Genomic DNA, 13,677 nt, shown 5'->3' on the forward strand with positions numbered 1-13,677 from the left:
GCGTGGTCGGCACCCGGACACCACCATCGGTCGAACTCGGGTACGGACCACTCAGATATGGATATAGCCGCCGGTGAGGGTCATATCGTCGAGGCGCGGGGCGATGGATTCGCCGCCGAGCGCGGTGCGCAATTCGATCTGTTCGTCCCGGACGACATGCATGACGGCATTGATCAATGCGAGATGGGTGAACGCCTGCGGATAGTTGCCCCAGTGCCGGCCGGTCAACGGGTCGATCTCCTCGGCGTACAGACCCAGTGGGCTGGCGTAGCCGAGCAGTCGTTCGCACAGCTGTTTGGCCCGGTGTTTCTCCCCGATTTCCGATAATGCCGACACCAGCCAGAACGAGCAGATCGTGAAGGTGCCTTCTTCCCCGGCACAACCGTCGTCGGTTTCGTCGATGCGATAGCGCAGCACGAGTCCGTCGCTGGTGAGTTCGTCGGCGATGGCGAGCACGGTGTTGCGCACCCGTTCGTCGTCGGCGGGAAGGAAACGAACCAGCGGGATGAGCAGCGTCGAGGCGTCCAGCGCGGTACTGCCGTAATGCTGGGTGAACACGCCGCGCGAATCGACCGCGTGGGCACAGACATCGGCGCGGATCTCGTCGGCCGCGCGCTGCCAGCGGGCGGCCCGCTCGTCGTCGTGGTGGATACGGGCCAGGCGGGCGCCGCGGTCGGCGGCGACCCAGCACATGACCTTGCTGGAGGTGAAGTGCTGTGGCTCACCGCGCACCTCCCAGATCCCGTGGTCGGGCTCGCGCCACACCGCGAGCGCGCTCTTCACCGCCCAGCGCAACAGCGGCCAGGTCCGCGCGTCGATCTGGTCCTGCCGGCGGGCGTAGAGGTAGACCGCGTCCAACGCGGCGCCCCAGACGTCGTGTTGCCGTTGCCGATAGGCGTCGTTGCCGATCCGCACCGGAGCGGCGTTCTCGTATCCGCGCAGATTGTCCAGGGTCTGTTCGCGCAGGTCGGTTTCGCCGCCGATGCCGTAGACGATCTGCATGTCCTGGGCATTCTCGGCCAGGTTGATGAGGTGGGAGAAGTAGTCGTTGGCCTCCCAGTTGAACCCGAGCGTGTACAGACCCCACAGTGCGAACGCCGAATCCCGGATCCAGGTGTAGCGGTAGTCCCAATTACGTTCGCCGCCCGGCGTTTCCGGCAACGAGGTGGTGGGTGCGGCGACGATGGCACCGGTCGGGGCGAAGGTGAGGCCTTTGAGGGTCAGAGCGCTGCGGGTCAGCTGCGCGCTCCACGGATGGTCCGGGAACCGGCCGCCGGCCAGCCAGTGCCGCCAGTGGTGCACGGTCCCCTTCAACCGCTCGGCGGCCTCCTCGACGGTCTCGGGAGCCGCCCGGCTGCCCCACGACAGTGCGCAGAAGCGGGTGTCCCCGCTTTTGAGCAGGGTGCGGGCGACCGCGCGTGAGCCCTCGATCCCGATCCGCAGGTCGGTGGTCAACCGCAGCGACAGATCGACCCCTTCGGCGTCGGCTCGGACCAGGTGGTAACTGTCGAGGTACTCCCACCTCGCCCGGGCCCGGCCGTAGTCGAAGGCCGGCTGGCAGTCCAGGACGAACTGCATCTGCCCGGTCTCGCAGTGCACCGTGCGCAGCAGGATGTGTTCGGCGTCGTAGTCGGTGGGAGCGCGGCGGTGCGCGCTGCGGCCCGGTTGCTGGTGGCGCCACGGGCCGACCAGCAGGACATCGCGCACGGTTGCCCAGCCTTCCCCGCTGCGCCAGCTGGTCTCCATGACCATCGTCCCGGGAATGTACCGGCGGCCGGCCGGGGTGGCGATGTCGTCCGGCGCGAATCGGAAAGCCCCGGCGGAACGATCGAGGACGGCGCCGAAAACGCTGGGCGAGTCCATCCGAGGCAGACACATCCACTCGACGGCGCCGCTGGGCGCGATGAGGGCGGTGACCTCGGAATCCGAGATGAACGCGTAGTCGTCGATGCGGGGGAACGCGCTGACCCGCGGCGGGTGTTCCGGATGATCGTTCATGCGGTGCTCCCATTCGTCACCTGCTCGGGCACTGCTGTCGATCGTATGCCCGGCCCGGCCCGGATTTCAGGGAAGCGAGCCAGGCGGATACGGCCACCGCCTGGTTCGCCGGAAATTTGCCGAAACTCGCCTGGGGAAGCCCGCGGCGGGCGACGATGAGGTGGTGAGCGATCGAGAGCCCCTCCGTCGGCCGGCGGGACGCATCGTGCGAGCGCCGACGCACCCGCCCGGCACGCCACCGGCGATGCCGAGGCCGGCCCGGGCGCCCCGGTGATCGTCCGGCGCCGGGCCCGCGCGGTGCGGCGAGCGTGGCTGGAAGCCTTGGGCCCCGGGGAGCGTTCCACCGTCGTGGCGTGGGCGGCGTTCACGGCGACCTTCGCCACGACGCGCGCGCTGACCCACTGGATCCGCGCCGGACACGGTCCCGGTGGCGGCGGAATCAGCCTGGGCGGCAGGCACTTTCACCACTACAACATCGGGATAGCGCTGCTCGCGGCAGTGGGGGCGGTGGCCGTCCGGGGAACCGAACGCGCCCGCCGCCACCCGATGGTGGCCACCTCCTACGGCGCCGGTTCGGCGCTGATCGTCGACGAGCTGGCCCTGCTGCTGAATCTCGAGGACGTCTATTGGGCGCGGGAGGGGCGCACCAGCGTGGATGCGGCGATCGTGGTGATCGGTCTCGGCGGCGTGGCCACCGCCGGCTTCGAATTCTGGCCGCGCGCACGTCGTGCCCTGTCGGGCCGCTGACGTCGCGCGCCGGTCAGTGCACGGTGATGTCGTCGCGGGACCAGAACGCCCGCATGCTCGTGATGCGCCCGTCCGCGTCGAAGGTCATGACGTCGATGGGCTCGATGGTGGTGGTGTGGTCGTCGGATTCGGTGCTGACCCGGAATACGAAGGCCGCACTGTCGCCCGCGACTCGCAGCGTGCGCAGCTCGGTCGTCCTGCTCCTCGATTCGAGGGCGCGATAGAACTTTTCGATCTCCGCGCGGCCGCGGTGCGGCGCCGAGCCGACCGGATCCTCGACCGTGGCGTCCTCGGCGTACAGGGCAGCGATATCGGCCGCGGTGCCGGTGGCGACGGCGTCGAGGTAGTGCTGAACGGCGGTTCGGATCTGTTCGGGTGAGGCCATCGCCCGACGGTAGGTCCGGGGGCGTGGTGCGACGCGGCCACGTCTCGGTGAGCGGGAGTGGCGGTGCCGGGCGCGCCGGTCAGCGGGACGACAGGTGCGCCGCCGCGGTGCGCGTTCCTAGCGTCGAGGGCGGAGAAACCGGTCTCCGGCGAAAGGTATTCGACTGTGACCCCCGAGACGACATCGTCACCTGGGAATATCCGTACCGGCGTCGATGTGGTGATCGTCGGCGCGGGCATCGCGGGCCTCTATGCCATATATCGACTGCGCGAACAGGGTCTGCGGGTGCAGGCGTTCGAGGCGGGCGACGGCGTGGGCGGCGTGTGGTACTGGAACCGCTATCCGGGTGCGCGCTGCGACGTGGAGAGCGTCGACTACTCGTACTCGTTCGACGAAGCGCTGCAACAGGAATGGAACTGGAGCGAGAAGTACGCCACCCAGCCCGAGATCCTGTCCTATCTCGAACACGTCGCCGACCGCTTCGATCTGCGTCGCGATATCGAATTCGGTACCCGGGTCACCGATATCGTCCTCGACGAGGCCACGCTGCGCTGGCGGGTGCGCGTCGACAGCGGCGCGGAGGTGACGGCGCGGTTCGTGGTGCTGGCCACCGGGCCGCTGTCCAACGCCAACACCCCCGACATCGACGGCCTGCCGACCTTCGCCGGCCGGCTGCTGCACACCTCCAGCTGGCCACACGAGGGCGTCGACCTCACCGGTCAGCGCATCGGCGTCATCGGCACCGGTTCCTCGGGCATCCAGGCGATTCCACATCTCGCCGAGCAGGCCGAGCACCTGTACGTCTTCCAGCGCACGCCCAATTACAGTGTGCCCGCGGGCAATACACCGCTCGACGATCGTACGCGCCGGGAGCAGAAGGCCGGTTATCCGGAGCGGCGGCGACTGTCGATGACCAGCGGCGGCGGCTCACCGCATCGGCCGCATCCGAAGAACACCCTCGAGGTCTCCGAGGAGGAGCGCCGCGCGGCCTACGAGGAGCGTTGGCGGCTCGGCGGCGTGCTGTTCAGCAAAACCTTCCCCGACCAGATGGTGACCGCCGAGGCGAACGAGCCCGCGCGCCGGTTCTGGGAGGAGAAGGTGCGCGCGGTGATCGACGATCCGCGGGTCGCCGACCTGCTGATCCCCCGCGATCATCCGATCGGCGCGAAACGGATCTGCACCGATACCAACTACTATCAGACCTTCAACCGGGACAATGTCACCCTGGTCGATCTGCGCAGCACCCCCATCGAGCGGATCAACGCCACGGGTGTGCACACCTCCGAGGCGTACTACGCCCTGGATACGCTGGTGCTGGCAACGGGTTTCGACGCGATGACCGGATCGGTCGCGAAGATGAACATCGTCGGCCGGGGCGGGGAAACCCTGAACCACGCCTGGCGAGAGGGACCGAAAACCTATCTGGGCCTGGGCATCACCGGTTTCCCGAATCTGTTCAATCTCACCGGCCCGGGCAGCCCGTCGGTACTGGCCAATATGGTGCTGCATTCGGAACTGCATGTGGACTGGGTGGCCGATGCGATCGACTTCCTGGATCGCCGCGGCGCCACCGCCCTGGAGGCCCGGCCGGAGGCGGTGGCGGCCTGGGTCGCCGAATGCGCCGAGCGGGCGGCGGGAACGCTCATGCCGCAGGCGAATTCGTGGTACCTGGGCGCGAACGTGCCGGGCAAACCACGGGTGTTCATGCCGTTCGTCGGCGGGTTCGGCGTCTACGGCGAGATCATCGCCGACGTCGCCGCCTCCGACTACAAGGGATTCGACGTCATCGACACCCCCTCGGACCGGGAGTAGCGGCGGTCCGGGCGCGGTATCAGCCGGTCACCGCGCCGTGGGCGGCCGAACTCACCAGCTTGCGGTACTTGGCCAGCACACCCGAGGTGTACCTCGGCGGCAGCGGTTGCCAGCCGACTCGGCGGGCGGCGAGTTCGGCCTCATCGATCTCGACGTCGAGGATGCGGTTGGCGACGTCGAGGACGATCGGATCGCCGTCGGCGACGAAGGCGATCGGCCCGCCGTCGACGGCCTCCGGAGCGATGTGCCCGACACACAAACCGGTTGTGCCGCCGGAGAATCGGCCGTCGGTGAGCAGCAGGACGTCCTTGCCCAGACCGGCGCCCTTGATCGCGCCGGTGATGGCGAGCATCTCCCGCATGCCGGGGCCGCCCTTGGGGCCCTCGTAACGGATGACGACGACATCGCCGGCGACGATCGTGCCGTTCTCCAGGGCGTCCATCGCGGCGCGTTCACCGTCGAACACCCGGGCGGTGCCGCGGAAGACGTCGGAGTCGAAACCGGCGCTCTTCACCACCGCGCCCTCGGGGGCCAGCGTGCCGTGCAGGATGGTGAGCCCGCCCGTCTTGTGGATCGGGCGGTCGAGCGGGCGGATCACATCGCCGTCGAGTCCCAGCTCGATCGACGCCAGGTTCTCGGCCATCGTCGCGCCGGTCACGGTCAGTGCGTCACCGTGCAGCAGCCCGGCATCCAGTAGCGCCTTCATCACCACCGGGATGCCGCCGACCCGGTCGACGTCGTTCATCACGTAGCGGCCGAACGGCTTGAGGTCGCCCAGATGCGGCACCTTGTCGCCGACGCGGTTGAAGTCGGCGAGGGTGAGGTCGACGTGCGCCTCCCGGGCGATGGCCAGCAGATGCAGCACCGCGTTGGTGGAGCCGCCGAGCGCCATCACGACGGTGATCGCGTTCTCGAAGGCCTCACGGGTCAGGATGTCGCGTGCGGTGATGCCGCGACGAAGCAGTCCGACGACGGCCTCCCCGGACTTGCGGGCGTACTCGTCGCGGCGGCGGTCCGGGGCGGGCGGTGCGGCCGAGCCGGGCAGGCTCATGCCCAGCGCCTCGGCGGCCGAGGCCATCGTGTTGGCGGTGTACATACCGCCGCAGGCGCCCTCGCCCGGGCAGATCGCCCGTTCGATGCGGTCGACCTCCTCGCGGCTGATCAAACCCTTCATACAGGCGCCGAACGCCTCGAAGGCGTCGATGATCGTGACGTCGCGGCCGTCGATATTGCCCGGCAGGGTGGATCCGGCATAGAGGAACACACTCGCCAGGTCCAGCCGCGCCGCCGCCATCAGCATGCCGGGCAGGCTCTTGTCACATCCGGCGAGCAGGACCGACCCGTCGAGCCGTTCGGCCATCATCACCGTCTCGACGGAATCGGCGATGATCTCGCGGCTCACCAGGGAGAAATGCATTCCCTCGTGACCCATCGAGATTCCGTCGGACACCGAGATCGTGCCGAACTCGAGCGGGTATCCACCGCCCGCGTGCACACCCTCCTTGACCGCCTTCGCCAGCCGATCGAGGGACAGATTGCACGGGGTGATCTCGTTCCAGCTCGAGGCGACGCCGATCTGCGGCTTGCTCCAGTCCTCGTCACCCATGCCGACCGCGCGCAACATGCCGCGCGCGGCGGTCTTCTCGAGCCCGTCGGTCACATCCCGTGAGCGAGGCTTCATGTCGTGCGTGCCACCGTCCTGTGCCATGACGCAAGCCTAGGCACTGTGCGCACCGGTCGGCCGCGAAATCCCGCTCGCGCACCGCGGCGGCGGTCCGGTCGCGGTCACCGCCCGCCGGTCACCACCCCGACCGCGACCCCGATGACCGCCGCGTTGTAGAAGAACCCGAGCACGGAGTGCACCAGAACCTGGGCGCGGACATCGCGATGACGGGTCTCGACCGCCCAGATCACGACGTAGACGGCGGCCAGCACGTCCCAGACCGCGAGCCAGTCGTTCGGGTCGCCGGCCCACAACACGGCCAGGCCCACGACCACGAGTGCTGCCTCCATCGCCCGGCTGACGATCACCCTCGGCCTGATCATGACCCGATCATCGCCGCGTTCGGTGCTCGATGGCCGGAGGTGCCGTCGGGCGGGCGCCGCGTGGCGGGGCCGGCCGGATCGGGCAGGCGAGGCCACCGAGCGGTGCGGCAGGACGTACGGTGACCGATGTGGCGGCATCCGAACGCTCCGGCGCAGGCAAGTACGGTCCGGTGGAGGCGACGGGTCCGGCCGCGGCGTGTCGCGGCGATATCGACGACCTGGCCGAGCGGCTGATGACGGCGATCTTCACCGACAACCCCGAGTGGACAGACTATTCCGCGGTGACGCGGCAGGATCTGCAGGACGGGTGCCGGCGGTTCCTGACCCGGGTGCTGGATCTGCTCGACTCGGGCGGGGCCGGCGCCGAACACGACGACGTCGCCGCGGCGATCGGGAAACAGCGCGCCGAGCAGGGCGTACCGCTCGAGGCCATGTTGCGCACCTTCCGGCTGGGCGGACGTATCGTCTGGGAAGCCCTGCTGGATCGGGCCGCACCGATCACCCCCGGCGAGTTCCGGGAAACGGGTACCGCCATGTGGGCGGTGATCGACGGCATGTCCTCGGCATTGGTCACGTCGTATCGCGGCGCCGAGCTCGATCGGGTGCGGCGCGACGAGCGGCGGCGGCACGCCTTGATCGACGACGTCCTCAGCGGGCGGGGACGCGACGCCCGGTTCGCCGCCCACGCCGCGCGGGAATTGAACCTCCCGATCGGCGGTCCCTACCTGGTCGTCGTCGCGGTGGGTGACCCGCATCCGCTTCGGCTGGGCACCGAAACCGCACTGGCCGCCATGGGAATTCGGTCGATCTGGCATGACCGCGGTGACTCCACCGTCGGCATCGTCGCGCTCGAACAGCATTCGCCGCAGCAGGTCGCCGACGCGTTGCGACCGCTCGTGCGCGGCCACGGTGGCCTGTCCCCCACGGTGTCCGGGCTGGCCGACATCGACATCGCCCTTGCGCTCGCCACACTCGCACTCGACACCGTGATACCGGATTCCGCGGGCGTGCTTACCGCTCTCGACAGCCGCTACCCCGAGGCGCTGCTGCTGCGATCGACCGACCTGGCGCACCTGCTGGTGAACCGAACCCTCGGCCCCGTCCTGGCGCTGCCGCACAAAGAACGGGACGTGCTGCTGCGGACGCTGACGGTGTGGCTGGCCGAGAACGGTTCCGCCGCCCATGCCGCACCGCGGTTGCACTGCCACCGCAACACCGTGATCAACCGCATCCAACGCGTCGCCACCCTGCTCGATCAGCCGCTCGAGGGATCCCGCCGGCAACTGGAACTGTCGCTCGCGCTCATCGCGTACGAACTGCTCGAACGCCCCTCGGACTGACCGGCGGACCGGCCGGATTGGGCGCAGCGCCCAATTTCGTGCCTCGATTCCTGGGCTTGCCGAGAATTGTCCGGGCCTGCGGCACCGACCAGACTCCACACCTGATGACCCGCGCCACAACCGGATTCGGGTCGCTCAATCCAGGACGAGGAGCACCACAAGTGCCGGAATTCGATCTCTTGATCGTCGGCGGCGGGCCCGGCGGCTATGTCGCGGCGATCCGCGCGGCCCAGCGCGGCCTGACCGTCGGGCTGGTGGAAAAGGAACGCCCGGGCGGGGTATGCCTGAACTGGGGCTGCATCCCCACCAAAGCGATGCTGCGATCGGCGGAGGTGTACGAAACAGTCCGAACCGCAGCGGATTTCGGCATTCACGCCGACAACCCGCGGGTCGACTTCACCGGCGTGCGGCAACGCGCGGACGACATCGTCGGGCAGCTGACCGACGGGGTGGCGGGATTGCTGAAGGCCAACGGCGTCACGGTGATCGAGGGTCATGCCCGCTTCATCGCCCCGACCACCGTCGACATTCTCGAACCCGGTCCCTCACCGGTCTATCCGGACGGGCCGCGCTACGCCGCCGCCCCCTCCGGTGGCCCGACCACCACGGTGACGGCCACCGACGTGATCATCGCCACCGGGTCGACACCGGCACCGTTACCGGTTCCGGGCGCCGACCTGCCGGGCGTCGTCACCTCCGACGGTGCGTTCGGTCTGACCGAGGTACCCGACCGGCTGGTCGTGATCGGCGGCAGCGCGGTCGGAGTCGAATGGGCGACCGTGTTCGCGACCCTCGGCGCCGAGGTGACCGTGGTCGAGCTGCGCGATCGCCTGGTTCCGCTGGAGGACAAGGATATCGGCGCCGCCTTGGGGCGCTCGTTCGCCGAACGCGGCATCACCGTCCTGACCGGCTCGACGGTCACCGGTATCGCGCGGACCGGGGAGGCCCTGGCGGTCGAGGTCGCCGGAACCGCGGCCCGGACCATCGCCGCCGATGTCGTGCTCGTCGCGGTGGGCCGGCGGCCGAATACGGCTCACCTCGGCCTCGAAGCCGCCGGAATCGCCACCGACGCAAAGGGTTTCATCCCCGTCGACGGTGCACTGCGCACCGCGGTCGACCACGTCTACGCCATCGGCGACGTCACCGGCACCGCCCTGCTGGCGCACGTGGCCTCCCATCAGGGCCTCACCGCCGCGGATATCGTCGCCGGCCACGACGGGCACATCGACTACGACGTCGTTCCGGCGGCGACCTTCACCCATCCGGAGATCGCGAGCGTCGGCCTGACCGAGGACGCGGCGCGCGCCCGCGGCCACGAGGTGATCACCGCGAAATTCCCGTTCTCCGCCCTCGGGCGGGCCAAGGCGTTCGGCGAGACGGCGGGATTCTGCAAGATCGTGGCCGGCGCCCGGCACCGGGAAGTGCTCGGCGTGCACATCATCGGCCCGTCGGCCGGCGACCTGATCGCCGAAGGCGCACTGGCGATCTCGCTCGAGGCGACGCTCGACGAACTCGCCGGCACCATCCACGCTCACCCCACCCTCGGCGAGATCGGTATGGAAGCGGCCCTGACCGGGCTCGGCCTGCCGATCCACACCGCGCCGCGTTCACGTTGAGGAGCACCATCGTGACCACCACCCCGCAGCAGATCCCCCGCACGTCCGGCCGCCGCACGGCGCGCCGTGCCACCACCGCCGGGCCCGCCACCACCGCCGGGCCCGCCACCACCGCGATGGCCCCGACGTCGCCGGCCGAGGCTTCCCCGGTCGACCGGACCGCGTCGCCCACCACATCGTTCGCGTCCCGCGTCGCGGCGGAAACTCCCGAAACCCTGCGAAAGCTGTATCGCGACATGCTGTTCGTGCGCCGGTTCGAGGAGCGCACCGCGCAGAGCTACCAGCAGGCGAAGATCGGCGGCTACTGCCATCTCAACCTGGGCGAAGAGGCCACCGTGGTCGGCCTCGGGGCGGCGATGCGGCCCACCGACTATCTGTTCACCAACTATCGCGAGCACGGGTACGCGCTCGCCAAGGGGATCCCGCCCGGCCGGGTGATGGCCGAGTTGTACGGGCGCGCCACCGGCACCTCCAAAGGGTGGGGTGGGTCGATGCACATGTACGACACCGCGACTCGGCTCCTCGGCGGCTACGCCATCGTCGGAGGCCAGCTGCCCTTGGCCGTCGGCGCGGCCCTGGCCATCGACTACCGCGGCGGGGACGAGGTCGTCGTCTGCCAAATGGGCGAGGGCACAACCAATATCGGCGCCTTCCACGAATCACTGAACCTGGCCGCACTCTGGCACCTGCCGATCGTGTTCCTGGTCGTGAACAACTACACCGGCATGGGCACCACCGTCGAGAAGTCCTCCGCGGAACCGGATCTGTGGAAACGCGCCGCCGCCTATCGCATGCGCGGCGAACGCGTCGACGGCACCGACGTTCTCGCCGTCCGCGACACCGCACGCGAGCTGATCGACGCCGCGCGGCGCGACGGCACACCGGCGCTGCTGGAAGCGGTCAGCCATCGGCTCAAGGGCCACTCGGTGGTGGACCCCGCGAGATATCGCACCGAAGAAGCGGTATCGGCGGCCCGCTCGCACGACCCGATCGACCGGTGGCAGCGGACGCTGCTGGAAACCGGTGTCCTGGACGAGGATTCGGCCACAGCGCTGGAGTCCGCCGTGGCCGCCGAGGTCGCCGCCGCTGTCGAATTCGCCGACACCAGCCCACATCCGGAGCCGTCGAGCCTGTTCGACTACACCTACGCCAGCCCGGTGCCCGGCGATTCCCGCCGCCTGCCCGCCGATCCGCTCTTCACCGCCTGAGGACCGACCCGTGCCTGTGATGACCTACCGCGAAGCGCTGCGCGAAACCCTGCGCGAGGAAATGCGCCGTGACGACGATATCTTCCTGATCGGCGAGGAGATCGGCCTGTTCGAGGGCTCCTACAAGATCACCGCCGGACTGCTGCGGGAATTCGGTGAGAAGCGGGTGCGCGACACCCCGATCGCCGAGGAAGGATTCGTCGGCGCGGCCATCGGCGCCGCCATGCTCGGCCTGCGGCCGATCGTCGAGATCATGACGATCAACTTCTCCCTGCTCGCACTCGACCAGATCGTCAACCACGCCGCGAAGATCTACGGCATGTTCGGCGGACAGACCAGCGTCCCCATGGTCATCCGGACGCCCGGCGGCGGCGGACAGCAGCTCGGCGCCACCCATTCGCAGAACATCGAGCTCTACTACGCGTTCGTGCCCGGGTTGAAAGTGGTCGCGCCCAGCACACCCGCCGACGCGCGGGCGCTGCTCAAAGCCGCCATCGCGGACGACGATCCGGTGCTGTTCCTGGAGAACCTCGCGCTCTACAACGCCAAGGGCGAAGTACCTTCGCAACTCCCGCCCGCGACCATCGGCAAGGCCGCCGTCACCCGCACCGGCACCGACATCACCCTCATCGGTTACTCCCGGATGGCCGCGGTCTGCACGCAGGTCGCGGAACGGCTTGCCGGCGAGGGTATTTCCGCCGAGGTGATCGACCTGCGCAGCCTGCGTCCGCTCGACCGCGACACGCTGATCCGCTCGGTCCGCCGCACCGGGTGCGCGGTCGTCGGTGAGGACGACTGGCTCACCTACGGCATCGGCGCCGAAGTCGCCGCCTCGATCTCCGACGGCGCCTTCGACTGTCTCGACGCCCCCGTGCGCCGGGTCGCCATGGCCGAAGTGCCGCTGCCCTACGCCAAGCCGCTGGAGCGGCTGGCGCTGCCGTCCGCCGATTCGCTCTACGCCGCCGCCGTGGAAACCCTTGCGGCCGTAGGCAAGCGACGCTGAGAGGAATTCAGTGCCCGACATCACCATGCCCCGGCTCTCCGACACCATGGAAGACGGCGTCGTCGCCAACTGGCTCAAACAGGTCGGCGACACGGTCACCCGCGGAGACGTCCTCGCCGAGATCGAAACCGACAAGGCCCTGATGGAACTGGAGGCCTACGAGGACGGCATCCTCGAACACATCATCGCCGAGGCCGGCACCCGCGTGCCGATCGGCGAGCCGATCGCCGTCCTGGGCGACGGCAGCGGAAAAGCCGCGGCGTCCGGCCCGACATCGACGCCCGACCGGCGGACCGCGGCCGTACCGGCCGGGAAGGACACCGCGCCGTCGCCCGCTCCGACCCGCATCGAGCCCGCCGTGATGCCGGCGCCACCGGCTGCGGCACCGGCCGCCGATACCACCCGCCCTAAATCCTCCCCCCTGGCGCGCAAGGTCGCCCGGGAACTCGGTGTCGACATCACCACCGTCACCGGAACCGGACCGGGCGGACGGATCACCCGCATCGACGTCGAAAACGCCCATGCCGCAATCGCTCCCGCCACTTCACCGCCCACCACGGCACCGCCCGCCGCACCGGCGATCACGGCATCGGACACGGCCGGCCCCCCGGCGTCCGGTGACTTCGACGAGATCCCGCTGACCACCATCCAGCGCGTATCCGCCACCCGTCTCGCCGAGAGCAAACAGCAGGCGCCGCACATCTACCTGACCAGCGCGGTCGACGTCACCGAGTTGCTGGCCTTCCGCTCGCAGATCAACGACACCCTCGGCGCAACCGGGGCCGGGCGAATCAGCGTCAACGACCTGCTCGTCAAGGCGGTGGCGACCGCGCTGCGCGCCAACCCCGCGGTCAATGTCACCTTCGCCGGCGCCACCCTGCGCCGGCATCACGGCATTCACCTCGGCGTTGCCGTGGCCACGCCCTCGGGCCTGCTCGTCCCCGTGATCCGCGACGCCGACCGCAAGGCCGTCTCGGCCATCGCCGCCGAAACCCGGGACAAGGCCGCACGCGCCCGCGACCGCAAACTCCGTGCCGAGGAGATGACCGGCGGTACCTTCACCATCTCCAACCTCGGCATGTACGGCATCGAACATTTCACCGCGGTCATCAACCCGCCCGAGGCCGCCATCCTCGCGGTCGGCGCCGCCGGCGACGAACTGCGCCTCGACGGCGGCCAGGTCGTGACCCGAAAGATCCTGCGCCTCACCATGTCCGCCGATCACCGAGCGATCGACGGCGCTGTCGCCGCCGAATTCCTCGCCCAACTCCGAGACCTGCTCGAACACCCCCTGCGGATTGTGACCTAGGCGCCACCGCGCGGTCACAACCATCGAAGCCGGGCGACGCCACTCGCACACCCCCGGGCACCGCCGCCCGGCTTCACCCCTCACCTCCCAGCGCGGATCCGGACGCCGCTCGACCGGAGTGCCCCGAGGCCCAGCGCCGGGCTCGACGAGCCGGTTCGGGCCTATAATTAATTAGATAGGCTAAACAACGTGGCGTGCGTCACATTCGCCCGC

Annotated in this window: 11 protein-coding genes; 7 read left to right on the forward strand and 4 right to left on the reverse strand. The window is 69.4% G+C overall.

The window, feature by feature from the left end:
- Nucleotides 1-51 precede the first annotated feature (51 nt).
- The gene (locus ON37_RS30425; protein WP_083893412.1) at nt 52-1,998 is read right to left on the reverse strand and encodes a glycoside hydrolase family 15 protein; all 1,947 of its coding nucleotides are present in this window, start codon (nt 1,996-1,998) and stop codon (nt 52-54) included.
- A 270-nt stretch (nt 1,999-2,268) separates the two neighbouring features.
- Between ON37_RS30425 and ON37_RS30430 the strand changes: the two genes are divergently transcribed.
- On the forward strand, nt 2,269-2,745 hold the full coding sequence (locus ON37_RS30430) for a hypothetical protein (RefSeq protein ID WP_174362159.1): 477 nt from the start codon (nt 2,269-2,271) through the stop codon (nt 2,743-2,745).
- A gap of 13 nt (nt 2,746-2,758) precedes the next feature.
- On the opposite strand, the gene ON37_RS30435 is transcribed toward ON37_RS30430, so the two are convergent.
- Complete coding sequence (locus ON37_RS30435; protein ID WP_040724500.1) at nt 2,759-3,130, reverse strand: nuclear transport factor 2 family protein; 372 nt, start codon at nt 3,128-3,130, stop codon at nt 2,759-2,761.
- A 165-nt stretch (nt 3,131-3,295) separates the two neighbouring features.
- Between ON37_RS30435 and ON37_RS30440 the strand changes: the two genes are divergently transcribed.
- Nucleotides 3,296-4,942, forward strand: coding sequence for a flavin-containing monooxygenase (locus tag ON37_RS30440; RefSeq protein WP_051032337.1), 1,647 nt, complete (start codon nt 3,296-3,298; stop codon nt 4,940-4,942).
- A gap of 19 nt (nt 4,943-4,961) precedes the next feature.
- Here ON37_RS30440 and ilvD read toward each other — a convergent pair whose 3' ends face one another.
- Together ilvD and ON37_RS30450 are read right to left on the reverse strand one after the other, a co-directional pair.
- Nucleotides 4,962-6,650, reverse strand: a complete 1,689-nt coding sequence (gene ilvD / locus ON37_RS30445; RefSeq protein ID WP_040724501.1) for a dihydroxy-acid dehydratase — start codon at nt 6,648-6,650, stop codon at nt 4,962-4,964.
- A 77-nt stretch (nt 6,651-6,727) separates the two neighbouring features.
- Nucleotides 6,728-6,988 carry a hypothetical protein gene (locus ON37_RS30450; protein ID WP_157171712.1) on the reverse strand — a complete coding sequence of 87 codons (261 nt, stop codon included), beginning with the start codon at nt 6,986-6,988 and terminating at the stop codon, nt 6,728-6,730.
- Between the two features lie 128 nt (nt 6,989-7,116).
- Between ON37_RS30450 and ON37_RS30455 the strand changes: the two genes are divergently transcribed.
- The 5 genes from ON37_RS30455 to ON37_RS30475 all read left to right on the forward strand — a co-directional run bounded on the left by ON37_RS30455 (nt 7,117) and on the right by ON37_RS30475 (nt 13,464).
- Complete coding sequence (locus ON37_RS30455) at nt 7,117-8,328, forward strand: PucR family transcriptional regulator (RefSeq protein ID WP_245553581.1); 1,212 nt, start codon at nt 7,117-7,119, stop codon at nt 8,326-8,328.
- Between the two features lie 161 nt (nt 8,329-8,489).
- Nucleotides 8,490-9,944, forward strand: a complete 1,455-nt coding sequence (lpdA, locus tag ON37_RS30460) for a dihydrolipoyl dehydrogenase (RefSeq protein ID WP_040724506.1) — start codon at nt 8,490-8,492, stop codon at nt 9,942-9,944.
- A gap of 11 nt (nt 9,945-9,955) precedes the next feature.
- Nucleotides 9,956-11,152 carry a pyruvate dehydrogenase (acetyl-transferring) E1 component subunit alpha gene (gene pdhA / locus ON37_RS30465; protein ID WP_245553582.1) on the forward strand — a complete coding sequence of 399 codons (1,197 nt, stop codon included), beginning with the start codon at nt 9,956-9,958 and terminating at the stop codon, nt 11,150-11,152.
- A 19-nt stretch (nt 11,153-11,171) separates the two neighbouring features.
- Nucleotides 11,172-12,155 carry an alpha-ketoacid dehydrogenase subunit beta gene (locus ON37_RS30470; RefSeq protein WP_210742068.1) on the forward strand — a complete coding sequence of 328 codons (984 nt, stop codon included), beginning with the start codon at nt 11,172-11,174 and terminating at the stop codon, nt 12,153-12,155.
- A 10-nt stretch (nt 12,156-12,165) separates the two neighbouring features.
- Complete coding sequence (locus ON37_RS30475) at nt 12,166-13,464, forward strand: dihydrolipoamide acetyltransferase family protein (protein ID WP_174362160.1); 1,299 nt, start codon at nt 12,166-12,168, stop codon at nt 13,462-13,464.
- Nucleotides 13,465-13,677 lie beyond the last annotated feature (213 nt).

The organism is Nocardia veterana NBRC 100344, from assembly GCF_000308855.1.
GTDB classification, from domain to species: domain Bacteria; phylum Actinomycetota; class Actinomycetes; order Mycobacteriales; family Mycobacteriaceae; genus Nocardia; species Nocardia veterana.